This window comes from Enterovibrio calviensis DSM 14347, assembly GCF_000621165.1.
Taxonomy (GTDB): domain Bacteria; phylum Pseudomonadota; class Gammaproteobacteria; order Enterobacterales; family Vibrionaceae; genus Enterovibrio; species Enterovibrio calviensis.
The window spans coordinates 216,473-242,415 of record NZ_JHZA01000011.1 but is presented as its reverse complement, the minus strand read 5'-3'; the positions used below and the strand labels follow the sequence as shown (position 1 = coordinate 242,415).

The window sequence follows — 25,943 nt, the reverse complement described above, 5'->3', positions numbered from 1 at the left end:
GTTTCCAACTGTTATCCCCCACGTCAGGGCAGGTTCCCAGCCATTACTCACCCGTCCGCCGCTCGTCATCTTCAAAAGCAAGCTTTTGAAATGTTACCGCTCGACTTGCATGTGTTAGGCCTGCCGCCAGCGTTCAATCTGAGCCATGATCAAACTCTTCAATTAGAATTTTGTTGTTATCCCCTCTCCCGAAGAAGAAGTTCTAACGCTCAATGAATACTGAATTACTTTTTTACCCTAAGGCAAAACTGCATTGACTGTGTTGATAGTGTCACTTCGAAAAGCTCAACCATCTTGGGTCACTCAGTTCACTGATAAATCTTATGCCTATCAAGTACGAGTGCCCACACAGATTGTATAGGTCAAATTGTTAAAGAACGTTGACTTGGTCAGCGGCTTAACTCGCCGTGTTCCGTGTCGATGGGCCGCATTATAGAGAGATCGATCACGTTGGCAATAGCAAAGTACAAATAACTTCAGAAAATCGACTCAACCGTTCACTTTTCCATCAAAACACCCGAAAGTGATAATTAATTGCACTGTTTTACTCATTTTCACTCTAGTTATTTTCTTTGAGGCACACCAAATGCTCTCGTGTTAGCAGGTATTTCTCTCGCTTACCTTATCAATCAACCTTCTTTGGTGTTGTCGCGTCACTACATAACCTTCATACGGCAATTTGGCATTCAATCAGAACTCGCACGTGAATATCTTGCTCGGTTATATACCTTCAGCTATTCGGCAGCTATCTAACGTCTGGCGAAATGATATGACGCTATGAGATAGATTTGGCAATTTGGCAAGACCTAAACTAAGGGCCGAACTTCTTCGCCCATTCAGTTCACATATATAAAGAAGGAATATAACAGAGTCAGTCAGAATGGGGGAATCGTTCATCGTAGCCTTTCGCTCATAGATTTAGCTCAAAGACTATTTGCTTTGTAGAAGGTATTAATAGATAGGAGTAGAAGTAGAAGTAGAAGTAGAAGTAGAAGTAGAAGTAGAAGTAGAAGTAGAAAGGTTAGCAGAAACGCTTGGGGCTTAGAACGAAAAAAGCCCCAGTCTTTCGACTGGGGCTTTTCCGGAAATTGGTGCCCGGGGCCGGACTTGAACCGGCACAGTTATTCACCGGCGGATTTTGAATCCGCTGCGTCTACCAATTTCGCCACCCGGGCAAGTGAGGCTGATTATACGCAAGCCGAACTACAGCGCAAGCCCCTAATTCATTATTTTTGTTCAACCGTTTCTTTTTTCGCCAGCTTGCTATAAATACACTCAAATGGAGGCATTTTTATGCATTCACCATCATCGCTAAGGCTGGTAGACTCTATATATACTCAATTTTAGGACAGAAACATGTCTCAATCTTCAATTCAATACAGTGTCCCAAAGGGCGCAAGTTTTTTCCGTCGTATGGGTGCATGGTTATACGACCTTCTCGTACTTGCTGCCGTTGAGATGTTAGCCATTGGTGTTGTTGTGGGTGGCTTTGCTATTGCGATTCAATTTGGCTTTTCAATTGAAGGTTATGTCGATGTTGGGGACTACCTCACTCGCAATCCAATGATCAGTCCTTTATTTACCCTTTATGTGTTTGCCGTCGCGGCGGCTTTCTATGGCTATTTTTGGTCAAGAGCAGGTCAGACTGTCGGCATGAAGGCTTGGAAGCTTCAACTCATTAGTGAGTTTGGCGGACAAGTAACATTTACCCAATCACTAATCCGTATGGCGACCTCATGTTTAGGGGCTGGCAACCTGCTTGCACTGTTCGACCGAAACAATCGTTCGTTTCAAGATCACTTCGCGAACAGTCAAATGGTCAAGATCGACTGAATCACTCCGCCACCTGATGCGTCATCCATTACCATATAAAAGAGGGAGCCATTCGGCTCCCTCTTTTTCGTTTCTTGTTATTAGCTATTGGTTAGAGCTTTCTATTTAGCAAATAGAGGGTCACACCTATAAAGGCCAAACTAGGTGCCACCGCACCAAAAAATGGTGGAAGGTTGTATACCAAGGTCAAAGGCCCAAACACTTCATTGGATATATAGAAGGCAAAACCAAAGATCACACCTGAAAGTACACGAGCCCCCATTGTTACTGAGCGCAATGGACCGAAAACAAAACTCAATGCCAGTAACATCATTACACCGATAGAAAGAGGCTGAAGCACTTTACGCCACAACGCGAGTTCATAACGAGCCGCATCCTGTTCTGACGCCTTGAGGTAATCTACATAGCTGTATACACCACTCAATGAAAGCTCTTCAGGTTTGACTGTCACAATAGAGAGCTTTTCAGGGGTCAACGTCGTTCTCCAAGCCAATTGATCTTGCTCGGTTTCACTGATTTTAACCGGACCTTCAAAATGGGTAATGGTTACGTTGCTCAACATCCAACTATCTTTATCTAGGAAGGTCCCTTTTTCAGCAAACACCATGGTCTTTAGTTCTTGGTCATCTTCGAACTTCCAAATGTTCACCCCTGTTAGAGATTCTTTCTGATCGGTACGTGCAATATAGATAAAGTCTGATCCATCTTTCGCCCATACGCCACTACGAACAGACATGACATTACCGCCAGATTTTGCAAATGCTCTTAACTCGCGAGCCGCTTTCTGTGCATCAGGAGCGCCCCATTGACCAAGCGCCAATACAATTAGCATGAGTGGCATTGCAGTTTTCAGTACGGAAAGGCCGATATCAAGCTTTGAAAAGCCCGAAGCTTGCATTACAACAAGTTCTGAACTCGACGCCAATGTCCCTAAACCAATCAACGCGCCGAGCAACACCGCCATAGGAAAGAACATTTCGATATCACGCGGCATGCTCAACATAACGTATTGAACCGCAGTCAACATGGTGAACGTGCCATCACCGACCGAGCGCAATTGCTCGACAAATTTAATGATGGCTGACAACCCCACCAGCGTTGCCAAACAAAGCGAAGTCGTCGCGATGATGGTCCGCCCAATGTAAAGGTCGAGGATCTTAAACATTAAGCGGCTCTCCTCATTCGATATCTCACTTTACGCACAGGTAATGTGTCCCAACTTATCAATGCAACCGCCACCAACAAGGCAAGCACATTAATACTCCACAGGCCGATTTCAGGTTTTAGAGTCCCCTCTTCGATTGCAGATTTCGCAGCACTAATAGCAAGGAAGTAAGTCAGATAGATCAGCACTGCTGGAAATAACTTAGCAAAACGGCCCTGACGCGGATTCACGGAAGACAAAGGAACAACAATCATAGTCATCAATGGAATACAGAGCACTAATGAGATACGCCATTGCAATTCAGCCTGTGCTGGCGCAGATGGTTCATCAAGCAATGCAACTGTCGGCATCGCATCCCAGTCACGGTGCTTTTGACGCACTTCCCGCTGACCAATCAAAACCTGGTAATTCTCATAGTCCGTCACGGTGTAATCCAATCGTGTTGGAATACCTTCGTAACGTACGCCTGTATTCAGATCCAGTACCTGACGCCCATCTGGTAGCTCCGAAACAAAGCCTTTCTCTGCAACGACAATGTTCGGTCGCATGGTGTCGCGAGGAACAGGTTGTGCGATAAACACTTTATGTAAGTCTTTTCCGTCGCCAGTAATATCGCTTACATACACAACCGCTTCACCATCAGGAGACGGTTGTATTTGGCCTTTTACAAGTAACTCAAGGCCACTTTCCGCCTCAAAGCTTTCCATAACTTTGATTTCTTTATCATTTGCCCATGGCGTAAGCCAAAGTGCATTGAACGCAGCCACAGCCCCCGTAATCAGTGCGAGGTACAACGCAGCATGAATCAGAAACTTATTTCCGATCCCCGTCGCATTCATCACTGTAATCTCACTTTCGGCATAGAGACGCCCGAAAGTAATCAAAATCCCTATATAAAGGCTAAGTGGCAGCATTAACATCGCCATAGATGGCATGTAAAGGCCGACCAGCGTTAACACATCGCTCCCCGGAATTGAGCCATCTGTAGCGTTTGCCAGTACACGAATAAACTTCTGACTAAAAAAGACCAGAAAAAGCACAAACAGCACAGCAAGTTGTGTCTTCACTGTCTCTCGGATCAAATACCGAACAATAATCACGGCGTTTTACCTTTAGAAAACTTGTTTTTTTACTCGAATCGCTATAGTTTTTGGGTAAATGAGTTATTTTTTAATCTTTCGGCCAAGTGTTGACCTGCTTAATTCAAATTACCTCGAACAACAAATCGAGTGCCAATAAAGCGGGCATTATCCAACATTTAGCCTCACTTGTCTTTAGGATGTAGGAGTACGCATGGAGTTCAGTGTAAAAAGCGGGAGTCCCGAGAAGCAGCGCAGCGCATGTATTGTCGTCGGTGTGTTTGAACCACGTCGCTTATCACCTGTAGCGGAGCAACTCGACAAAATCAGTGATGGTTATATCAGTAGCCTTTTGCGTCGCGGCGATCTAGAAGGCAAACCAGGCCAGATGCTACTTCTGCATCATGTTCCTAACGTACTGTCTGAGCGCGTACTGTTAGTAGGCTGCGGCAAAGAACGTGAACTGGGTGAGCGTCAATACAAAGAAATTATCAAAAACACCATCAACACCTTGAACGAAACAGGTTCAATGGAAGCGGTTTGTTTTCTGACTGAACTGCACGTTAAAGGTCGCGATACTTATTGGAAAGTACGTCAGGCAGTAGAAAGCACCAAAGATAGCCTATATACCTTTAATCAATTTAAGAGTGTGAAGCCGGAAACCCGTCGTCCACTGCGCAAGTTGGTGTTTAACGTTCCTACGCGTCGCGAGCTAAACCTTGGCGAGCGCGCTATTGCGCACGGCCTTGCTGTCGCATCAGGCGTAAGAGCATGTAAAGATCTTGGCAACATGCCACCAAACGTCGCGAACCCAGCTTATCTGGCCTCTCAAGCACGCCGTCTTGCTGATGACTTTGATAGAGTCAGCACCAAGATCATCGGTGAGCAAGAAATGAAAGAACTCGGCATGACCTCTTACCTCGCGGTGGGTCAGGGTTCTCGCAATGAATCCATGATGTCCGTGATCGAATATAAAGGCCATCCAGACCCAGACGCAAAACCAATCATCTTGGTCGGTAAAGGTTTAACCTTTGATGCAGGCGGTATTTCACTGAAGCCACCAGCAAGTATGGATGAAATGAAGTACGACATGTGTGGCGCGGCTTCAGTATTCGGCGCAATGAAATCATTGGCGAAACTAGAACTTCCAATCAATGTTGTGGGTGTTTTGGCCGGTTGTGAAAACATGCCAGATGGCGCAGCGTATCGTCCAGGTGACATCGTGACCACCATGTCAGGCCAAACAGTTGAAGTGCTAAACACTGATGCTGAAGGCCGCTTGGTTCTGTGTGACGCGCTGACTTATGTTGAGCGTTACGAACCAGAGTGTGTTATCGATGTAGCCACACTGACTGGCGCATGTATTGTGGCATTGAGTCACCACATCAGTGGTTTGGTGTCTAACCACAATCCTCTGGCACATGAAATTGTTAACGCATCAGAACAAGCGGGTGACCGCGCGTGGCGTCTGCCGATGACAGAGGAATACCAAGAGCAGCTTAAGAGCCCGTTTGCTGACATGGCAAACATTGGTAGCCCTGGCGGTGGCACTATCGTCGCTGGTTGTTTCCTTTCTCGCTTTGCGAAGAAATACAACTGGGCACACCTTGATGTCGCTGGCACCTCGTTCCGTGGTGGCGCAAACAAAGGCGCGACTGGTCGCCCTGTCCCATTGCTAGTCCAGTTCTTATTGAACCGCTCTGGCCTTGAGACCGTGGAGTAACATTTCTCCATACCAAAAAGGGGGCTGACGAAGCCCCCTTTTTTCGTTTTTGACGTGAGCGAAGAAACAAAAAGCAATGGCTTTTCATTCAGACTCACCGCACACTGAGACGCGTTAATTCGCCGCAAGAGAGAAACGCTAAAATGGCACTGGCAACCTTCTATATATTGGATGATACCCATACAGACGACCAACATCGTATGGTGGAAAAAGCCTGCCAACTTTCCGCGCATTTTTCTCAACACGGCATGAAGGTTTACATCTCAGCGAGCGACAAATCTCAAGCGGAAACCGTCGACGAATTTCTGTGGCAACAGTCACCCGATCACTTTGTCCCGCACAATCTTGTGGGAGAAGGCCCAAGAGGTGGCGCGCAAGTTGAAATCGGCTGGTCAGGTGTCAGACATTCAGGACACAGAAATGTGCTGATAAATTTGGCCGAAGAAGCAGCAATTTTTGCGCCTTCCTTTGCACAAGTGGTAGACTTCGTGCCTTGCGAAGAAACTCTCAAGCAGCAAGCGCGAGAGCGCTACAAAATTTACAGAATGGCAGGGCGACAAATGCGAACCCTTGCCATTGATGACATGTCCTAAATCACACGATCCATCAAGAGCGCTATGGAAAAGACATACAACCCAACATCGATTGAAAAAGCGCTGTACCAGCGCTGGGAAGAGGCCGGTTATTTCAAGCCTCATGGTGACACTTCAAAAGATGCATACAGCATCATGATCCCGCCACCAAACGTCACTGGTAGCCTTCACATGGGTCACGCGTTCCAAGATACCATCATGGATACCTTGATCCGTTGCGAACGCATGAAAGGCAAAAACACCCTTTGGCAAGTAGGTACCGACCACGCAGGTATCGCGACGCAAATGGTTGTTGAGCGCAAGATCGCTGCAGAAGAAGGCAAAACTAAGCACGATTACGGTCGTGATGCCTTCATCGACAAGATCTGGGAATGGAAAGCGGAGTCTGGTGGCACTATCACCAAGCAGCTTCGTCGCCTTGGCGCGTCAGTCGACTGGGATCGTGAGCGATTCACCATGGACGACGGCCTGTCTAATGCCGTTCAAGAAGTGTTTGTTCGCCTTTTCCAAGAAGATCTTATCTACCGTGGTAAGCGTCTGGTTAACTGGGATCCGAAACTGCACACCGCGATTTCTGATCTAGAAGTGGAAAACAAAGACGTGAAAGGCCACATGTGGCATTTCCGTTACCCACTGGCTGACGGTGTAAAAACCGCAGACGGCAAAGACTACATTGTTGTTGCAACCACACGTCCAGAAACCATGCTGGGTGATACAGGCGTTGCAGTAAACCCTGAAGATCCACGCTACCAAGCGCTGATCGGCAAAGAAATCATGCTGCCTATCGTGAATCGTCGCATCCCTATCGTGGGCGATGAACACGCAGACATGGAGAAAGGCACAGGTTGTGTGAAGATCACCCCTGCGCACGACTTCAATGACTATGAAGTCGGCAAACGCCACCAGCTGCCAATGATCAACATCTTGACCTTCAATGCTGACATCCGTGACAGTGCCGAAGTGTTCAACACCAACGGCGAAGCAAGCGACGCATACAGCGCCGAGCTTCCAGAAGCTTACCGTGGCATGGAGCGTTTCGCTGCACGTAAAGCGATCGTTGCTGAATTCGACACGCTTGACCTACTAGAAGAAATCAAAGATCACGACCTAACCGTGCCTTACGGTGACCGTGGTGGTGTTGTCATTGAGCCAATGCTGACTGACCAATGGTACGTGCGTGCTGCAACACTGGCGAAACCAGCCGTTGAAGCCGTAGAGAATGGCGACATTCAATTCGTGCCTAAGCAATACGAAAACATGTACTTCTCTTGGATGCGTGACATTCAAGATTGGTGTATCTCTCGTCAACTTTGGTGGGGTCACCGCATTCCTGCATGGTACGACAACGACGGTAACGTCTATGTTGGCCGCAGCGAAGAAGAAGTGCGAGAGCAAAACAACCTTGCTCCTGTGGTTGTGCTTCGCCAAGACGACGATGTACTGGATACCTGGTTCTCTTCTGCACTTTGGACCTTCGGTACACAAGGCTGGCCTGAGCAAACCCCAGATCTGAAAACCTTCCACCCGTCTGACGTGTTGGTCACTGGTTTTGACATCATCTTCTTCTGGGTTGCTCGCATGATCATGATGACCATGCACTTCTGTAAAGACGAAGACGGCAAGTCACAAGTGCCATTCAAAACCGTTTACGTTACCGGTCTTATCCGTGATGAGAACGGCGACAAGATGTCGAAATCAAAGGGCAACGTGCTTGACCCAATCGACATGATTGACGGTATTGATCTGGAATCTCTTGTTGAGAAGCGTTGTGGCAACATGATGCAGCCTCAGCTTGCAGCCAAGATTGAAAAGAACACGCGTAAAGCCTTTGAAGGCGGTATCGAACCTTACGGTACAGATGCACTGCGTTTCACCCTAGCAGCCATGGCTTCAACCGGCCGTGACATCAACTGGGACATGAAGCGCCTAGAAGGTTACCGCAACTTCTGTAACAAGCTATGGAACGCAAGCCGTTACGTGCTGATGAATGCAGAAGAGCAAGACTGCGGCACCTCTTTGTCTCAAGAGCAGCGCGCCTCGATGGAGTTCTCACTGGCAGATAAATGGATTGAATCTCAATTCCAACTGGCGGCGAAAGATTTCAACACACACATCGAGAACTTCCGTCTGGATATGGCAGCAAACACGCTGTACGAGTTCATCTGGAACCAATTCTGTGACTGGTACTTAGAGCTGACCAAGCCTGTTCTTTGGAAAGGCACTGAAGCGCAACAGCAAGCGACGCGTTACACATTGATCACTGTGCTTGAGAAAACGCTACGTCTTGCTCATCCAGTACTGCCATACATCACCGAGTCCATTTGGCAGAGCGTTAAGCCATTGGTCGACGGCATTGATGCGGCTAACTTTGACGAAACCATCATGCTGCAAGCACTGCCTCAGTATGATGAAGCACAGTTCGATGCCAATGCACTTGCAGACATCGAGTGGGTGAAAGCGTTTATCACTTCTATTCGTAACCTTCGCGCTGAATACGACATCGCACCAAGCAAAGCGCTTGATGTCATGCTGAAAGCGGCCGACGAGAAAGACGTTGCTCGTCTAGAAGCAAACAAACAAGTTCTATTGTCTTTGGCAAAACTGGACGGCATTCGCGTTCTGACTGCTGGCGAAGAGACACCAGCGTGTGCAACAGCACTGGTTGGTAAGTCTACGCTGATGATCCCAATGGCGGGTCTGATCGACAAAGATGCAGAGCTAGCTCGTCTAGACAAAGAAATCGCAAAAACGGAAGGCGAAATCAAGCGTATCGCTGGCAAGCTAGGCAACCAAGGTTTCGTTGCTAAAGCACCAGAAGCGGTTGTTGAGGCTGAACGTGCGAAGCTAGATGGCTACAAAGAAACACTGGTGAAACTGGAAGAGCAGAAAGCAACTATCGCTGCACTGTAATTCTCCACGCTAACCAACACAATGCAAAAGGCTGATGGGTGACCATCAGCCTTTTTTATGTGTTTTTTGTCATCACCAAACAACAGCCCCCCCACAAAATTGTGCGTCACTTGACCGTTTCAGCACTCCCGTTCTATGAAAAATAGTGCTCAAATTCGTTATCTCGCTTGATGCTCATCACGAATACTCACTATTTTCGATTTTACCAACCAACGAAAAATAAAATTAACCACTTACTAATCAACAGATTAAACAAGAATTAATTTCCAATAGCTCATGGCTATCGGAACAATCCATGAAAACCCTATTTACAAATGAGAATCATTTGCAATAATTAAGTCATACCCATGAAGGACCTAAGGACCTGTTATGAAAAAGACCATCAGTTTTGCTGTGATCCATTTTACCGTTGCCTTTACCGTCGCATACATTTTGACTGGTGATATTCTGCTAGGTAGTTTGATAGCCATGGTAGAACCAATGGTCAACACCGTCGCGTTTTACTTCCATGAGAAAGCATGGGATAGCAAATTATTAAAACGTACGATGAACAACAACCCAAGCCACAAAACCATAAGCTTTGCGATTGTTCATTTTAGTGTCGCATTCACCGTGGTTTACCTTCTGACAGGGGATGTGTTGATCGGTAGCTTGATGGCGATGATTGAGCCATGCATCAACACAATGGCTTATTACTTCCATGAACGCGTATGGCAAAACAAAGAACGTATGAGCATGCTTTGCCACCATCATCACCCTACGCGTGTATCTTGATAGTCTCCTCACGAAAAAGGGCAGCCTCGCTGCCCTTTTTCATGTTTAAAGTAACTTACTGTTCCTGAAAATTTTCCGTGGCTTGAATACGGCTTTTCGTATCAGGATGCGAGCTCAGCCATTGCGTGACCTCTCCATCGGTGAGCCCCTGCCCCATTAACGTAAACATTTCCGCCTGCGCAGTGGCGTTGCCATAAATGGCCGTGAGATATTGCGCGGCAAAAGCATCTGACTGCACCTCATCGGCTCGGGAATAACCGGCTGTTGCTAGCAACACACCAACACCTGTCATCAGGTCAATCACTCCGGTGCTTTCGCCTGTGATCACAGCGACAGAGACTGAAATCAATGTTGAACGCACTAAGCGGATCATGACGTGCTGGTGATAAACATGCCCGAGTTCATGCAAAATCACGCTTTCAAGCTGCGCATCGTTCTCTGCTAGCAATACTAGCGAATCCAGCAAAACAATCGTGCCATCACTCAATGCGAACGCATTCGGCCCTTGCTCCCAGCGACGGAACTCAAGCTTTGGCGTGATAGGCATGGGAGGCAGCGACGCTAACAGCATCTCGAAGCGCTTTCGAATGGCATCCTGCCTTGGGGCATCAAGTGCTGATTGAGTGAGAAGCTGACCGTCGAGCTGTGTCATCACATGATCACCAACTGCCATTGGCACATCATCAGGCAGCGCCTTCGCAATCCCAGTGCTCAGAGCTGGCACGCCAACATAGAAAAACAATGTGATCAAAAACACGGCGCCAACAACAAATGAAAAAATGGCGGCCTTGCTGCTTTCGAGTCGAGATAACCCTCCCTTCTTTGAGCGTTGAAAGCAAAGTGGGAGAGATGACTCGTCATCAGGGATAAAAAGCTCGCCATTTGGAAAACACAATTGAAGCGGCAGTGTACCAATAGACTCAGACGGAGTGACGCTAGCAAGGTCGCACGTCACTGTCTGACCATCATAATTCAAGACTGCTCTGTTCTGAGCGACGACGGTAAATGTCGCTTCGTGTTTCGCGGATTCTCCCGCGCTAAAAGCAACGCCGTTCACCATCAACTGATACCAATATCCAAATCAAAGACCTGCGACGTTTCATCCCCAATAGAAGATTTCACATTGCTTTCATCTTCGTAAACGCTAAGCGCATCCAGATCACCGTGTACCGATGTCACTGATAACAGATAACGAGCAGTGCGCACTTTTACCCAAGGGCGCGCCAAACCGAGAGTGACAACTTGTAGCAAAAAGTTAGTGATGATCAACACGGTGTAATCTAGGGTTTTCATGTTGGAGCTAAGTCGGTAGTCACCGGTGTCACCCACCTGCATTAAGCTGAACACGTGATTTCGAATTCTCGAAGCAATATATGCACTCGCCATCAACATCGAAAGAAACATCATGGCGTACGCTAGAAGCAAAACAGCAAACATACTAAACAGTGACGACATGTCAGAGACATTGAAAGACTCCCAATCAAAAGCCTCAATATTAGGGATAACGGAATCGCCAATCAGGAAGACAATGACTCCGCCGAACAGTAAAATTCCAACTGACGCACAAAGTGCAATCCCAATAGCGCCCAAATAGGTGCGAACAAAATAGCCAGTCGAAAGTTCTGCCTCAAACGTCAGTTTTCCGTAGCCATATCCATTGGCAAAATAGCTGGCAACACCTTTCATTACCCAAGCAAACGTAAATAACCCGGCAATGAGCCCGCTCATCACGAAAATAAACGTGACCCACCCATTTGTCGGTGCAGACGCAAACGTGCCAAAAGCAATAAATACGATGAATAGCACTGAACCTCGCCCCAACAACGCGGTATAGGCGCCGAGCAATGACCCCGTAAAATTAAGCCTAACGTTACGATAGCTGGTCATCCGAGCATCGAAGCGCGCATTGTTGCGCGCCAGCCAAGGCATGATAGCGATGCCTGCAAGTAATAAGGCGACGGAAAAAACGGGGAAAAACTGCCCTACCACATACCAAATAATAAATGCCGACACGGCGATTATTCGTCCAATAAGGATCTGAATGGGCGTCGCATGATAATCAAACCGGCTACCCGCCAATTCCGAATTTCCATAGAAATACTTTTTAGTTCTCACTTTAGCCCACGCCGAATAAATACCGAGAGTGAGAACACTCAGCACGATATTCACAATCCAAATCCCGAAGAACTCACGGCCAGTTCCGTGAAACTGCATCTTGTTTTCCATGGTCAATCCTTTGCCAACTGATTTATCATATGTTTTCGCTATCATAAGTGAATGCCATGACTCACTCACATTGCTCAGTAGCAAGTGCGAATAAAATAAACAAATGATGCAAATACACGGCATACTCACTTACATAAAATAGTGATTGAGCAATAATCGCAAACCTCAACGCACAGGGCGTGCAACATGCAAAATGGAGAAACAATGCCTACAGGTCCGGTTGAAATCCGCTCTTTAGTCCGTCAACTGCTCAGGCATCGTGGGTTGCTAGACAACATCTACGGCACGGCAGGCCTGACGACTGTGCAATGTCATGTATTAATTGAGCTCGAACAAGGTCCTCTCAGCGCAGAAGAGCTTGCAGGGAGACTTAACATTGACGTCATCAACGCCAATCGCACCTTGGCTATCTTGATTAATAACGACACCGTCTCTTACCAAGCCGATGCCAAAAGTGCCCACCCCACCTACCTGTTGTCTGATTTTGGCCGAGCACGACTCGACCAGCATCATGTCGGGATCAATTCAGAAATCGCCTTGTACTTAGAGCAACTCGATTTGGACGAGATTGAAAACTTGTCACGCTCTCTGTACCGCTACAACCGAGCAATGGAGCAGAGTCATCACCAGAAAGGCTTCACACTGCGTTTGTTAGAACCCGCAGACAACGCCGCCATCGCAGCCGTTATTCGCAAAGTGTCGACAGAATATGGATTAACCGAGGACAAGGGGTACAGCATCGCAGATCCGACACTCGACTCACTCAGCGAATGCTACCAAGCAGAGAACGCGGCATATTGGGTGGTAGAGCATAATGGAAAGATCTTGGGTGGCGGTGGCATTGCTCCACTGAAAGGCGAAGATACCGTGTGCGAGTTGCAGAAAATGTACTTCCGTCCAGAACTTCGAGGGAAAGGGTTTGCCCGTCGCCTTGCGGCAATGGCGATGAAGTTTGCCCGAGAGAAAGGCTACACCGCATGTTATCTCGAAACCACGGCATGTTTAAAAGAAGCGATTCACCTATATGAATCGATTGGCTTTAAACACCTCGACAAGCCACTTGGCGATACCGGACATGGCGATTGCGAAGTCGTCATGCTGAAAACTTTCTCGTCATAGCACTCATAGTCACTCTCACGTAGCATTCTCAAATAGCGCCCACAAAAAAGCCGGATATATCCGGCTTTATCGTTTTTATTACGAGAGACTAAAAGAGGACGTGATTACTTCTCGTCGTCTTCTTCAAGGTCACCTTCTTCTTCGTCGTCAGATTCTTCATCTGACTCAAAGTAAGTGCCCCAACCGTCATAATCAATTTTGTGTTTTTCAGCCAATGCAGCAAGCGCTTCTACTTGCTTATCGATACGATCAGCGTCAAGCGCAGATTCCATTACCGCATCAAAACAAATCACTGTTGAACCGTCATCCAGCTCAAGCTCTTCCGCATCCAGCACTTCATAACCCAGTTTGAACGCTTCCACTGCAGCGCCTTCTAGCTCCGCAAAGCTATCCGCCGAAAAGTGGTGTTCAATCGTGTAAAGCGCATCTGGATCGCTACCATCATCTAGCAGCGCAGCAATGATTTCGCGGGTTTCCGCTTTTTGTTCTTCAATAATGTCAGCGTAAGACATTGGATAACTCCAGACTGAAATAATAACCGAGGCACTATCGCATGGATTGGCTTGGTTTGCCACGTTCAATTGATACCAATACCAAGACGCCAAGTGATCGGATTTATCGCGAAAAAGATCGCACCCGACACATGTTAACTAAAAGTAAAATTGACCTTAACCTACAAGGTTGTCATTATTTGAGAACGGGGTCATAACCATACAAGATGCTGGATATACCTAGGTTTCACCTCATCTTGCGCCAAGAAAACCCCGAATTATGGAATAGTGTGCATTTCTATCGCATAGATAAGCACAATTGAACGTGAGCATTTATTGGGATCATTGAGGTATAGCGCTCGCGCTACCCCACCCATGCCACTGTTTAGATAAATGGATTTACGACATGTTTTCAGGCGTCTTTGCTATCAAGCGCCCCTATTACAGAATTCTGTCGCTTAATCTCCCTATTTCCTCGTTGTTGCGTACATCATGCTATCACCAAAAAATCTCAGGTTTCCCCCATAAAACCGAGTAAAAGGCGAGCGTGGTAACCAACAGGCGGGTCTAATAAAAATTCAAGAGAGAGACGATAATGAGTCAGTTATATGTGGGTTCTGAAGTCGGTCAATTAAAGCGCGTATTGCTGCATCGACCAGAGCGAGCTCTTAACCACCTCACACCATCAAACTATAAAGAACTGCTATTTGATGATGTGTTAGCGGTTGAGCGTGCAGGAGAAGAGCACGACCAATTTGCACAGACATTGCGTGACCAAGATGTTGAAGTCTTGCTGCTACACGATCTTCTTGCAGAAACCTTAGCGATCCCTGAAGCCAAAACGTGGCTGCTTGATGTGCAGATAGGCGAATACCGTCTCGGCTACCAATTTGCGGGCGATGTGCGCAAGTACCTCAATGAACTGAGCAATGAAGAATTGGCGCATATTCTTTTAGGCGGCCTGAGCTACATTGATTTCCCCGTGCAATCGTCTTCCATGATGCAAGCCATGCACGAACGCACCGATTTTATTATCGACCCACTGCCCAATCACCTGTTTACCCGTGATACCTCATGCTGGATTTACGGTGGCGTATCGCTAAACCCGATGGCGAAGCCTGCTCGCCAGCGTGAAACTAACCACCTTCGCGCCATTTACCGCTGGCACCCGACCTTTGCGGGTGCAGATTTCCTTACCTACCTTGGCGCTGAGCAACGTGACTATGACAATGCCATGGTAGAAGGTGGCGACGTATTGGTTATCGGTAATGGCGCGGTCTTGGTCGGCATGTCAGAGCGCACCACCCCACAAGGTGTTGAAGCGCTGGCAAGAAACCTGTTCAAACACGGACAGGCCAAAGAAGTAATTGCAATCAATCTGCCTAAGCATCGCTCATGCATGCACTTAGACACGGTCATGACCCATATGGACATCGATACCTTTTCTGTCTATCCGCAGGTCATGCGCAAAGATCTTCAGTCTTGGCGCCTCATCAACAAAGGCAATGGCGACGTTGAAGTCAAAGAGACGGACTACTTCCTCCATGCGATTGAAAAAGCCCTCGATCTGCCACAACTCAATATCATTACCACGGGTGGTGATAGCTTCGAAGCAGAACGTGAGCAATGGAATGATGCCAATAATGTACTCACGGTACGTCCTGGTGTTGTCATTGGCTACGAAGGCAATGTCTACACCAATGAGAAATATGACAAAGCGGGTATCACGGTTCTTCCTATTCCTGGCGACCAACTCGGAAGAGGACGCGGCGGCGCACGCTGCATGAGCTGCCCTATCGAACGCGACGGCGTGTAACCATCGCAACCCCCACTCTGTTGATAACACCCATCAAGGCCACCATTCAAGGTGGCCTTTTTAATGAATAGAGATCCACAACAAATAATTATTTATTCACAGGGGTTGCATTCTTAATCATATTTGAGTGAAAATCGTGACTATTATCATAGTAGAGGATGATTCTACTATTCAGTTGTACACAAGATTTTGAAGGGAACTCATTTATGGCTTTTAATCTTCGCCACCGGAATTTTCTGAAGCTATTAGATTTCACACCTCGCGAAATCGAACACCTGTTGTCACTGTCTGCCGATCTGAAAAAAGCCAAATACAATGGTTACGAGCAGCCTCGTTTGAAAGGCAAAAACATCGCATTAATTTTCGAAAAAGCCTCCACACGGACTCGCTGTGCATTTGAAGTCGCAGCATTCGATCAAGGCGCGCAAGTCACTTACCTTGGCCCGTCAGGCTCTCAGATTGGCAATAAAGAATCGATGAAAGATACCGCCCGCGTGCTGGGTAGAATGTACGATGGCATTCAATATCGAGGATTTGGACAAGATATCGTTGAAGAACTCGGCCAGTTCGCGGGCGTTCCTGTTTGGAATGGCCTCACTGACGAATTCCACCCAACACAAATTCTCGCCGATTTCCTGACCATGCAAGAGTATGGACGCGGCAAACAGCTCCATGACATTAAGTTCGCCTACCTTGGCGATGCACGTAACAACATGGGCAATTCACTCATGGTTGGCGCAGCTAAAATGGGCATGGATATTCGCTTGGTGGCACCTAAGCAGTTTTGGCCAGAAGAAGGCCTCGTGGAACAATGTCAGTCCATTGCGAAATCAACGGGCGCACAGATCACGCTGACTGAAAATGTCGAAGAAGGTGTTAAAGGCTGTGACTTCCTTTATACCGATGTTTGGGTCTCCATGGGCGAATCTAAAGATGCATGGGATGAACGTGTCGCGCTGATGAAGCCCTATCAAGTGAATATGGACGTGGTCAAAGCCACGGGGAATCCACACGTGAAGTTCATGCACTGCCTACCAGCCTTCCACAATGACCAAACCACCATTGGTGCGGAAGTGGCTGAGAAATATGGCATGAATGGCTTGGAAGTCACCGATGATGTCTTTGAATCAGACTACTCCATCGTGTTTGATGAAGCGGAGAATCGCATGCACACCATCAAAGCCGTGCTGGTTGCCACTCTGGGCGACTAATCGCTATCTAGCCTCCTTTATATGGCCGCTGCCACTGCAGCGGCTTTTTTGTTGGCATGAATGCTATCGTCAGAGCACTCAATGAGGTTCGGCCGTTCTGTTGTGGCAGCTTTACTTCCTCGCCCTTGCACCCGCAAAAAATGGGCGTATAATTCTCCGCAATTTGTCAGAAAATCGAATCGGAATGCCACATTTAGCGACACAATTTATTGCTAAACACTGCCCAACTGCGGCAATGGCCTCCTATTTTATTTTTCATCTATTTTCAAAAAAAGCCTCCTGATCGGGAGGCTTTTTTTTGACTAAAAATTGTACCACCGAGCATTATCACGCTCAGGGTTTTACCCAAACAAGCATGATGCGCAACCATTGAGGGAAGAAAAACATGGCGACCTCGCTGTACAACAAACACATTATCTCCATCCCGGAGTTGTCCCGCGAAGAATTGGAAATCATCGTCGATGCGGCCGGCAAACTAAAAGCTGAGCCAAATCCGACATTGCTGAAAAACAAAGTGGTAGCCAGTTGCTTCTTTGAAGCCTCGACGAGAACACGCTTATCCTTCGAAACCGCCGTTCAACGCCTTGGTGGCACAGTGATCGGTTTCCCTGATGCAGGTAACACGTCATCAGGCAAAAAAGGAGAAACCCTGTCTGATTCGGTTCAGGTCATTTCTTCTTACGTCGATGCCTTTGTGATGCGCCACCCTAAAGAAGGCGCAGCGCGACTCGCATCTGAATTCTCTAAAGGTGTTCCTGTTATTAATGGCGGCGACGGTGCCAACCAGCACCCAACGCAAACCTTGCTAGACTTGTTCAGCATTTTTGAAACCCAGGGTCGTCTGGACAATCTCAATATTGCCATGGTCGGCGATCTGAAATACGGCCGCACTGTGCATTCATTGACGCAGGCGCTATCGAAGTTCGATAACAACCGCTTCTACTTCATCGCGCCAGACGCCCTTGCAATGCCAGACTATATTCTGGAAGAGCTCGACGATTCAGGGATCCCTTACAGCTTGCATGGCAGCATTGAAGACGTCGTGCCAGAGCTTGATATTTTGTACATGACTCGCGTTCAAAAAGAGCGCTTTGACGAGTCTGAATATGCGCACATCAAAGCCGCCTTTATTCTTGATACGCCCGCTTTGGAACATGCCCGCGATAACCTAAAAGTGCTTCATCCACTGCCGCGCGTTGATGAAATCACTGTCGCTGTCGATAAAACGCCATACGCCTACTACTTCCAGCAGGCTGAGAATGGTGTGTATGCACGTCAGGCACTACTCGCATTGGTTATGAACGAAGAGATTTAAGGCAGGAGCAAAGGACATGGGAAAACAAAACAAACTGCAGGTTGAAGCCATCAAGAACGGCACCGTGATCGACCACATTCCTGCCAATGTCGGCTTTAAAGTGATGAAATTGTTCAAGCTGCATAAAACCAACGAACGCATCACGGTGGGGTTAAACCTGCCGTCTTCTGCGCTAGGTGCAAAAGACATTATCAAGATCGAAAATATCTTTGTCAGTGAAGAGCAAGCACAACAATTGGCACTCTATGCACCGAACGCGACAGTGAATCAAATTGAGAACTACGAGGTGGTCGCAAAGCTTCCTCTTACTCTCCCTCAAACCATTATTGGCGTTTACCGTTGCCCGAATACCAACTGTATTACACACGACGAGCACGCGGTTGAAAGCAGCTTCAATGTGGTCAATAAAGCGGATGATATCCACTTGAAGTGTAAGTACTGCGAGAAAGTGTTCTCACGAGAAATCATGACAGAGCGCCACTAAACCTGAATTGCTATTACTGTAAAGCCAGAGCTTTCGGCGATAAATCCATCGCCACGGTATAGCGCACATAAGAAGCCGACGACAACTGTCGGCTTTTTCTTGCTCCTGATGCGCACCAAAGAGCACAACGGATGTAAAATGTGATTTAGCAGGTTTACCTATCTCCTCCCAAGATGCAGACTAGGCGACTACCCTGTTTCCGTACCAAATGTTTAATTAAGGATTGGTAATGACTAAAGTGCTTCACACTGAACATGCTCCAGCAGCAATTGGCCCTTACATTCAAGGTGTTGATCTTGGCAACATGGTACTGACGTCTGGTCAGATCCCAGTTAACCCAGTCACGGGCGAAGTGTCTCCAGATATCGCGGTGCAAGCACGTCAGTCACTTGAAAATGTGAAAGCGGTTGTTGAGTCATCTGGCCTAACCGTCACCGACATCGTGAAAATGACAGTATTCGTTAAAGATCTTAACGATTTTGGTACTGTTAACGAGGTTTACGGCAAGTTTTTCGATGAGCACAATGTTGAGCACTACCCTGCGCGCTCTTGCGTGGAAGTGGCACGTCTTCCAAAAGATGTTGGTATCGAAATCGAAGCCATCGCGGTTCGTAAATAGTCGACATCACTTTTCGCATCACAGCGAATAGAATCAAAAAAAGCGGCTAATGCCGCTTTTTTTCTGTTTGATGGAGAGAACCCACAAAGCTTAACTCGCCAATTGACCTTCCACATGCCCGACGACTTGCGCAAACCAAGCGGTGAAGTGTTCAGGGCTTGCTGCCATTGCCGTATTCATTTCTTGCTCAGGCCACCAGCGCCAATCCATAATTTCATCAGGGTTTGGCACAAGTTCAACGTCGTCAACTTCGCATAAAATAATCTGATCAAGCTCGTGCTCAGTCAGATCGTTATCCAAAGCCGCGCGATAGCAAAACGTCACCCCCATTTGATATTGCAGGGGCGCAACAATACCGAGTTCTTCATTCAAACGACGTGTCGCGGCCGCTTCGAAGGATTCCCCCTGCATAGGGTGAGAACAACACGTGTTAGTCCACAATCCACCACTGTGATATTTATGCTCTGCTCGTTGTTGAAGCAAATACTCACGGCCAGTCGCCGTTTCTCGATAAATCATCACAGAAAACGCCAAATGAAGCAGACCTTGTTGATGCGCTACCATTTTTTCAGCAAGCCCAGTGACTTCACCGCTTTCAGTGACTAAAACAACCTGATTTTTCAGCATAGTGCTTAACTTCTCTCACTCGACTGTACCCAAACAACCTCTAAATGCCAGATTCAGGTGGCTTTGGTATTTTGCGTAAAAACTAAAAAAGGATACGCATCGGCGTATCCTTTTGTTCAGCGTGAGCGGAAGTTTATGCTTTTTTATTTAGCTCAGCCACTTCAGCATCAAGCTGCGCCAACTTTTCTTCCATCACGTCGTGACAACGAGAAGCCAATTCACGCACTTGCTCTTTAGTGATGCCTTCCGTAGATATCGGATCCATAATTTCCACAATCACATGGCCATTGTCACCGCGTGACGCACTCAGATCTCGGGTTGAGCTACACACGATAGGAACAATCGGCACGCCAGCGGCGATGGCTGCGTGAAATGCGCCGGTTTTAAATGGCAGCAAACCGCGGCCACGAGAGCGTGTACCTTCAGGGAATAGCCACACTGACACGTTATTTTCTTTGATTTGGTCAACAACCTGACCAATCGTACCCATCGCTTTGCTGCGATTATTACGATCGATCAATATGTTACCGGTTAACCAATAAATCGCACCAAAGATTGGAATATAGGTAAGACTCTTTTTACCTACAGTCACAGCACGTGGGCGCACAGCGTTAGAAACGGTCACCAAGTCCCAGTTGCTCTGGTGGTTAGCAATATACACGCACGTACCCACCTCTTTAGAGGCATCGGTTTGGCGTAGATTCAGCTTAATACCAAACAAACTAGAGAGTTTGCCGAACCAGCGACCAATGGTGTAAACATTCTCTGGGTTTCTTGGACTTAACAGGCAGTAACCACAACCGAACACAAAGATGACAATCGCAAACAAGGCAACCGCCAACAGTCGCAGTATAAAGTACATTCTTCTCTCCTAATGCCTGACACCCGCTATCGGGGGTAGGAAAACATCCCTGTGAGCCCTATTCAACCTGGCGGAAGAATTACAGCGTACAGGTGTAAGCTAAAACACATTGGCGACTAGTATACTTATCCATCGGCAAAATTCACCCATCGAACGATAAAACGTCACCAAAAGCCGATAAAAAACCCTCCGATTGGAGGGTTTCGAGTGCTGATTGTGATTATGCTTCCGGTGTTTCCGAAGGCTCTGCCGCATTTGGCGATTCGATTTCAATCGTTGTGACACGTTGTAATCCACGAGGCAGCATTGCACCGCGTCTGCCACGCTCACCACGGAAGTTATCAATGTCAGTCGGCTTAAGCGATAATTTACGCTTACCTGCATGCAAGGTCACGGTTGAGCCTTGTGGGATCACACACAGCTGTGCCAACAGTTCTTCACGCGTTTTCGCTCGGGCAGCAGGAATGTTGATGATCTTATTCCCTTTACCTTTACCCAGTTGCGGCAGCTCTTTTACCGGGAAGACCAACATACGGCCTTCATTGGTAATCGCGAGAATATCGTCACTTTCAATGTCGCTGACTTTTTGCGGCGGCATCACTTCTGACGCTTGAGGCAGGCTTAACAAGGCTTTACCACTGCGGTTCTTCGACAGCAGGTCGTCATGCTTACACACAAAACCATAACCCGCATCTGACGCCATGAGCATCAGGTGGTCGTTCTCACCCATCAATACATGACGAATGGTTGTTCCTGCCGTGATATTCAAGCGGCCAGTGATCGGCTCACCTTGGCTTCGCGCAGACGGCATAGAGTGCGATTCCAGCGCATAACTACGTCCATCTGTTCCGATGAATACCGCAGGTTGACTGCTCTTTCCTCGGGCTGATGCTAAGAAGTTATCGCCAGACTTGTAGCTCAGTGTGCTCGCGTCAACGTCATGGCCTTTCGCATGGCGAATCCAGCCTTTTTCTGACAGCACAACAGTGATCGGCTCACTTGGCATCAAATCGCGTTCTGTCATGGCTTTCGCTTCAGCGCGCTCTACCAATGGTGAACGACGATCATCACCGTATTTCTCCGCATCTGCGATGATTTCTTTTTTCAGTAGCGTGTTAAGACGACGCTCAGAACCCAGCAACTTCTCAAGGTACTCACGTTCTTTATTCAGTTCGTCTTGCTCACCACGGATCTTAAATTCTTCTAACTTCGCTAATTGACGAAGTTTGATTTCAAGGATGGCTTCGGCCTGCTTTTCACTCAGGTCAAAGCGCGCCATCAATTCTTTCTTTGGCTCGTCCTCAGTGCGGATGATCTCAATCACTTCATCGATATTGAGATACGCAGCCAACAAACCTTCAAGGATGTGCAAGCGAGCAAGCACTTTATCCAAGCGGTACTGCAAGCGACGCGTCACTGTGTTACGACGGAACTCCAGCCACTCAGTGAGGATCTGCAGCAAGCCTTTCACTTGAGGTCGGCCATCAAGGCCAATCATGTTCAAGTTAGCGCGGTAGCTACGCTCAAGATCGGTAGAAGCGAACAGGTGATTCATCAGCTGATCGCAATCGACACGGTTTGAGCGCGGCACGATCACGATGCGCGTTGGGTTCTCATGATCCGATTCGTCACGAAGATCGTCCACCATCGGTAGTTTCTTCGCACGCATCTGGTTTGCGATTTGCTCAAGCAGTTTTGCGCCAGACACCTGATGCGGTAACGAGGTAATGACAATGTCGCCATTGTCTTTGTGCCAAACAGCACGCATCTTCACCGAGCCACGGCCTTCGCGGTACATCTTCTTCAATTCAACGTGCGGCGTAATGATCTCCGCTTCCGTTGGATAGTCCGGCCCTTTTACGTGCTCGAGAATACCGTCCAAATCCAATTTCGGTGAATCAATCAGTGCCACAACAGCATTGGCAATTTCACGAGCATTATGCGGCGGAATGTCCGTCGCCATGCCGACCGCGATACCCGTCACACCATTCAACAGAATGTGTGGCAAGCGTGCAGGCATGGTTTTTGGCTCTTTCATGGTGCCATCAAAGTTTGGCAGCCAATCGACAGTGCCTTGCCCTAGCTCACTCAGCAGAACCTCTGAGAAGCGCGACAAACGAGATTCGGTATAACGCATCGCTGCAAAGGATTTCGGATCATCCGGCGCACCCCAGTTACCCTGTCCATCAACCAATGGATAGCGGTAAGAGAAAGGCTGAGCCATCAATACCATGGCTTCATAACACGCCGAATCACCGTGTGGGTGGTATTTGCCCAACACGTCGCCCACAGTACGGGCAGATTTTTTATACTTAGCGGTCGCCGACAGACCTAGCTCTGACATGGCATAGATAATGCGGCGCTGTACCGGTTTTAGACCGTCACCAATAAATGGCAACGCACGGTCCATGATGACGTACATCGAGTAGTTGAGGTATGCATCCTCGGTGAACTTCCTAAGTGGAAGCTGCTCGACACCGTCATAAGTGATATCAGTCATTGAAAACGTCCGATTCTAAACTCTAATTAAATATCTGCCAGTTCGGCTTTGTCGCCTTTGTCTTGCAACCAGTGGCGACGATCTTCAGCGCGTTTCTTACCAAGAAGCATGTCCATCATGCGATCCGTTTCTTCTTGATCGTCAATGGTGAGCTGCACCAATCGGCGAGTGTTTGGATCCATGGTCGTTTCACGCAATTGCAGCGGGTTCATTTCACCCAGACCTTTGAATCGCTGGACATCAATTTTCGCGCGCTTCTTGCTCAAGCTTTCTAAGATGCCCGCTTTCTCTGCGTCATCAAGGGCATAAAACACTTCCTTGCCGCAGTCGATACGATAAAGAGGCGGCATTGCCACGTAAACGTGACCGGCTTTAACCAGCGCATGGAAATGCTTAACAAACAGTGCACAAAGTAAGGTCGCGATGTGAAGACCATCCGAGTCCGCATCCGCAAGGATACAAACCTTGCCGTAGCGAAGCCCCGTTAAATCATCATTATCAGGGTCAATACCGAGCGCGACAGAAATGTCATGAACTTCTTGTGAAGCAAGCACCTGATCGGCAGACACTTCCCACGTATTTAGGATCTTACCGCGCAGCGGCATGATGGCTTGGAACTCACGATCACGCGCTTGTTTGGCTGAGCCACCTGCCGAATCACCTTCCACGAGGAAGAGTTCGGTACGCGCCAGATCTTGCATGGAGCAATCCGTCAACTTACCCGGTAAGGCTGGGCCAGAAGCGACTTTTTTACGCACAACTTTCTTAGCAGCGCGCATACGCTTATGGGCGTTAGCAATACATACTTCGGCTAACTGCTCTGCCACTTGAGGGCGCTCGTTCAACCATAAGCTGAAGGAGTCTTTCACCACACCAGAAACAAACGCGGCGCACTGACGAGAAGACAAACGCTCTTTAGTTTGGCCTGCAAATTGGGGATCCTGCATTTTCACCGAAAGCACATAGGCACAGCGCTCCCATACATCATCAGCAGTCAGCTTCACACCACGAGGCAACAGGTTGCGGAATTCACAGAACTCACGCATTGCGTCAAGAAGACCTTGTCGCAAACCATTAACGTGCGTACCGCCTTGTGCAGTCGGGATCAAATTAACGTAGCTTTCAGTAACGAGCTCGCCGCCTTCTGGTAACCAAATAACGGCCCAGTCTGCCGCTTCATGCGGTGCGTTGAAGTCGCCCGTAAACGGTTCTGCCGGCAACAGTTCATAGCCTTTCACGCCTTCAGCGAGATAGTCTTTTAGGCCACTGTCGTAACACCACTTAATGGTTTCATTGGTGTTTTTGTCCGTGAAAACAATCTCTAAGCCTGGGCACAATACGGCTTTAGCTTTGAGGTTGCTTTTCAGACGAGAAACGGAGAATTTCGGAGAATCGAAGTACTTAGCTTCAGGCCAGAAATGTACACGCGTGCCTTTCGCTCTGCGTCCACACGTGCCTGTAACAGTTAAGTCTTGGACTTTGTCACCATGTTCAAAGGCAATTTCATATACCTGACCATCGCGTTTGACAGAGACTTCTACACGGTTCGATAGCGCATTCACCACGGAAATGCCCACACCGTGCAAACCACCACTAAATTGATAGTTGTTGTTCGAGAACTTACCACCCGCGTGCAGTTTACACATGATCAGTTCGACGCCCGACACCCCTTCTTCAGGGTGAATATCAACGGGCATGCCTCGACCGTCATCAATCACTTCAAGCGATTGATCAGCATGGAGAATAACTTCAACCTTACGTGCATGCCCCGCCAATGCCTCATCGACACTGTTATCGATAACTTCTTGTCCGAGGTGATTGGGGCGAGTCGTGTCTGTATACATACCGGGACGACGACGTACCGGTTCAAGACCATTGAGAACTTCAATGGATCCAGCGTTATAAACTTGATCTGTCATAGATGATTGGTTTCTAAATTTTGTCACATGGTCTGTGAAGGTTCGCTAGCTTGTCAAATAATGACACAGCTGGTGCGATCATTCTGTGAGTTACAGTCACAGTCCTAAGAATTGAATAATCTCAGCGGGATATCTATTAAAGCCGACGAAAGCGTGATCGCCGCCCGCTTCAACAGTTTGCTTACACCCCAGATACTTGGAGACGGCTTGCCTGTAATCAAGCACTTCATCGCCTTCCTGCTGTAACAGCCAAATTGAATTGGGATGTGTAATGAACTCTGTATCCAGCGCTTTGAGCTCATCCATATGATGAGGTTCTAGCAAATACTGTTCACCGGTATACGGATTTTGTTGCGGGCCAAGGTAATCTGCCAGCAGCGCATACGGTTTCACAGCAGGGTTAACCAATGCAGCTCGAAAGCCATATTTGCTATTGAGCCATGTTGAGAGATATCCCCCTAAAGAACTACCTACCAAACCGATACGATAGTCACCTTTATAGTGCTCAACAAGCTGCTCTAGCTGGCTCGCAGCGTCGGCAGGGTAACAGGCAAGGCGGGGAACTTCCAGCTTTATGTCAGGTCGGTGAGCGCCGCACCAAGCCTTCATTTGCTGCGCTTTTGCTGACAAGGGAGAACTATTAAAACCGTGGATATAAAGCAGTAAAGACGGCATCT

General features: G+C 47.8%; 21 protein-coding genes, 1 tRNA gene and 1 rRNA gene. 11 read left to right on the top strand and 12 right to left on the bottom strand.

Annotated elements, in window-relative coordinates; translation table 11 throughout:
- A 16S ribosomal RNA gene (locus Q365_RS0112230) occupies nucleotides 1-165 on the bottom strand; the annotation flags it as partial.
- A 924-nt stretch (nucleotides 166-1,089) separates the two neighbouring features.
- Nucleotides 1,090-1,175, bottom strand: a tRNA-Leu gene (locus Q365_RS0112225).
- A 181-nt stretch (nucleotides 1,176-1,356) separates the two neighbouring features.
- Between Q365_RS0112225 and Q365_RS0112220 the strand changes: the two genes are divergently transcribed.
- The gene (locus Q365_RS0112220) at nucleotides 1,357-1,833 is read left to right on the top strand and encodes an RDD family protein (RefSeq protein WP_028023613.1); all 477 of its coding nucleotides are present in this window, start codon (nucleotides 1,357-1,359) and stop codon (nucleotides 1,831-1,833) included.
- Nucleotides 1,834-1,924: 91 nt separating this feature from the next.
- On the opposite strand, the gene lptG is transcribed toward Q365_RS0112220, so the two are convergent.
- Together lptG and lptF are read right to left on the bottom strand one after the other, a co-directional pair.
- Entirely contained in the window at nucleotides 1,925-2,998 is a 1,074-nt protein-coding gene (lptG, locus tag Q365_RS0112215) for an LPS export ABC transporter permease LptG (protein ID WP_028023612.1), read from the bottom strand.
- Nucleotides 2,998-4,098: an LPS export ABC transporter permease LptF gene (gene lptF / locus Q365_RS0112210; RefSeq protein WP_028023611.1), complete on the bottom strand. Its 1,101-nt coding sequence runs from the start codon at nucleotides 4,096-4,098 to the stop codon at nucleotides 2,998-3,000. The genes lptG and lptF overlap by 1 nt, the downstream gene beginning before the upstream one ends.
- Before the next feature lie 193 nt (nucleotides 4,099-4,291).
- Between lptF and pepA the strand changes: the two genes are divergently transcribed.
- The 4 genes from pepA to Q365_RS0112190 all read left to right on the top strand — a co-directional run bounded on the left by pepA (nucleotide 4,292) and on the right by Q365_RS0112190 (nucleotide 10,077).
- On the top strand, nucleotides 4,292-5,800 hold the full coding sequence (pepA, locus tag Q365_RS0112205) for a leucyl aminopeptidase (RefSeq protein ID WP_028023610.1): 1,509 nt from the start codon (nucleotides 4,292-4,294) through the stop codon (nucleotides 5,798-5,800).
- 143 nt (nucleotides 5,801-5,943) lie between these two features.
- Nucleotides 5,944-6,393 carry a DNA polymerase III subunit chi gene (locus tag Q365_RS0112200; RefSeq protein ID WP_028023609.1) on the top strand — a complete coding sequence of 150 codons (450 nt, stop codon included), beginning with the start codon at nucleotides 5,944-5,946 and terminating at the stop codon, nucleotides 6,391-6,393.
- A gap of 24 nt (nucleotides 6,394-6,417) precedes the next feature.
- The gene (locus tag Q365_RS0112195; protein ID WP_028023608.1) at nucleotides 6,418-9,303 is read left to right on the top strand and encodes a valine--tRNA ligase; all 2,886 of its coding nucleotides are present in this window, start codon (nucleotides 6,418-6,420) and stop codon (nucleotides 9,301-9,303) included.
- A 369-nt stretch (nucleotides 9,304-9,672) separates the two neighbouring features.
- Nucleotides 9,673-10,077 (top strand): DUF2061 domain-containing protein, encoded by a 405-nt coding sequence (locus Q365_RS0112190; RefSeq protein WP_028023607.1) that lies wholly within the window; start codon nucleotides 9,673-9,675, stop codon nucleotides 10,075-10,077.
- Between the two features lie 55 nt (nucleotides 10,078-10,132).
- Here the strand turns inward: Q365_RS0112190 and Q365_RS0112185 are convergent, their stop codons facing one another.
- Both Q365_RS0112185 and Q365_RS0112180 read right to left on the bottom strand, forming a co-directional pair.
- A complete protein-coding gene (locus Q365_RS0112185; RefSeq protein WP_028023606.1) occupies nucleotides 10,133-11,137 on the bottom strand; it encodes a M48 family metallopeptidase in 1,005 nt (334 codons plus the stop codon).
- A complete protein-coding gene (locus Q365_RS0112180; protein ID WP_028023605.1) occupies nucleotides 11,137-12,303 on the bottom strand; it encodes a YjgN family protein in 1,167 nt (388 codons plus the stop codon). The genes Q365_RS0112185 and Q365_RS0112180 overlap by 1 nt, the downstream gene beginning before the upstream one ends.
- A gap of 204 nt (nucleotides 12,304-12,507) precedes the next feature.
- Here Q365_RS0112180 and Q365_RS26465 point away from each other — a divergent pair, with 204 nt between their 5' ends.
- Complete coding sequence (locus Q365_RS26465) at nucleotides 12,508-13,422, top strand: bifunctional helix-turn-helix transcriptional regulator/GNAT family N-acetyltransferase (protein WP_081796239.1); 915 nt, start codon at nucleotides 12,508-12,510, stop codon at nucleotides 13,420-13,422.
- Nucleotides 13,423-13,526: 104 nt separating this feature from the next.
- On the opposite strand, the gene rraB is transcribed toward Q365_RS26465, so the two are convergent.
- Nucleotides 13,527-13,934: a ribonuclease E inhibitor RraB gene (gene rraB, locus Q365_RS0112170; protein ID WP_028023603.1), complete on the bottom strand. Its 408-nt coding sequence runs from the start codon at nucleotides 13,932-13,934 to the stop codon at nucleotides 13,527-13,529.
- Nucleotides 13,935-14,508: 574 nt separating this feature from the next.
- Between rraB and arcA the strand changes: the two genes are divergently transcribed.
- From arcA to Q365_RS0112145, 5 genes are all read left to right on the top strand, one after another.
- On the top strand, nucleotides 14,509-15,729 hold the full coding sequence (gene arcA, locus Q365_RS0112165) for an arginine deiminase (protein WP_028023602.1): 1,221 nt from the start codon (nucleotides 14,509-14,511) through the stop codon (nucleotides 15,727-15,729).
- A 206-nt stretch (nucleotides 15,730-15,935) separates the two neighbouring features.
- Entirely contained in the window at nucleotides 15,936-16,940 is a 1,005-nt protein-coding gene (gene argF / locus Q365_RS0112160) for an ornithine carbamoyltransferase (RefSeq protein WP_028023601.1), read from the top strand.
- A 385-nt stretch (nucleotides 16,941-17,325) separates the two neighbouring features.
- Nucleotides 17,326-18,255, top strand: coding sequence for an aspartate carbamoyltransferase (gene pyrB / locus Q365_RS0112155; protein WP_028023600.1), 930 nt, complete (start codon nucleotides 17,326-17,328; stop codon nucleotides 18,253-18,255).
- Nucleotides 18,256-18,271: 16 nt separating this feature from the next.
- A complete protein-coding gene (gene pyrI / locus Q365_RS0112150) occupies nucleotides 18,272-18,739 on the top strand; it encodes an aspartate carbamoyltransferase regulatory subunit (protein ID WP_028023599.1) in 468 nt (155 codons plus the stop codon).
- Between the two features lie 229 nt (nucleotides 18,740-18,968).
- On the top strand, nucleotides 18,969-19,358 hold the full coding sequence (locus Q365_RS0112145) for a RidA family protein (protein ID WP_028023598.1): 390 nt from the start codon (nucleotides 18,969-18,971) through the stop codon (nucleotides 19,356-19,358).
- Between the two features lie 90 nt (nucleotides 19,359-19,448).
- Here the strand turns inward: Q365_RS0112145 and idi are convergent, their stop codons facing one another.
- The 5 genes from idi to yqiA form a co-directional block, all read right to left on the bottom strand.
- Nucleotides 19,449-19,985: an isopentenyl-diphosphate Delta-isomerase gene (idi, locus tag Q365_RS0112140; protein WP_028023597.1), complete on the bottom strand. Its 537-nt coding sequence runs from the start codon at nucleotides 19,983-19,985 to the stop codon at nucleotides 19,449-19,451.
- A gap of 133 nt (nucleotides 19,986-20,118) precedes the next feature.
- Complete coding sequence (locus tag Q365_RS0112135; protein WP_028023596.1) at nucleotides 20,119-20,847, bottom strand: 1-acylglycerol-3-phosphate O-acyltransferase; 729 nt, start codon at nucleotides 20,845-20,847, stop codon at nucleotides 20,119-20,121.
- Nucleotides 20,848-21,067: 220 nt separating this feature from the next.
- On the bottom strand, nucleotides 21,068-23,347 hold the full coding sequence (gene parC / locus Q365_RS0112130) for a DNA topoisomerase IV subunit A (RefSeq protein WP_028023595.1): 2,280 nt from the start codon (nucleotides 23,345-23,347) through the stop codon (nucleotides 21,068-21,070).
- Between the two features lie 26 nt (nucleotides 23,348-23,373).
- Nucleotides 23,374-25,266: a DNA topoisomerase IV subunit B gene (gene parE / locus Q365_RS0112125; RefSeq protein WP_028023594.1), complete on the bottom strand. Its 1,893-nt coding sequence runs from the start codon at nucleotides 25,264-25,266 to the stop codon at nucleotides 23,374-23,376.
- A gap of 96 nt (nucleotides 25,267-25,362) precedes the next feature.
- Entirely contained in the window at nucleotides 25,363-25,941 is a 579-nt protein-coding gene (gene yqiA / locus Q365_RS0112120) for an esterase YqiA (protein ID WP_028023593.1), read from the bottom strand.
- Nucleotides 25,942-25,943: the final 2 nt, after the last annotated feature.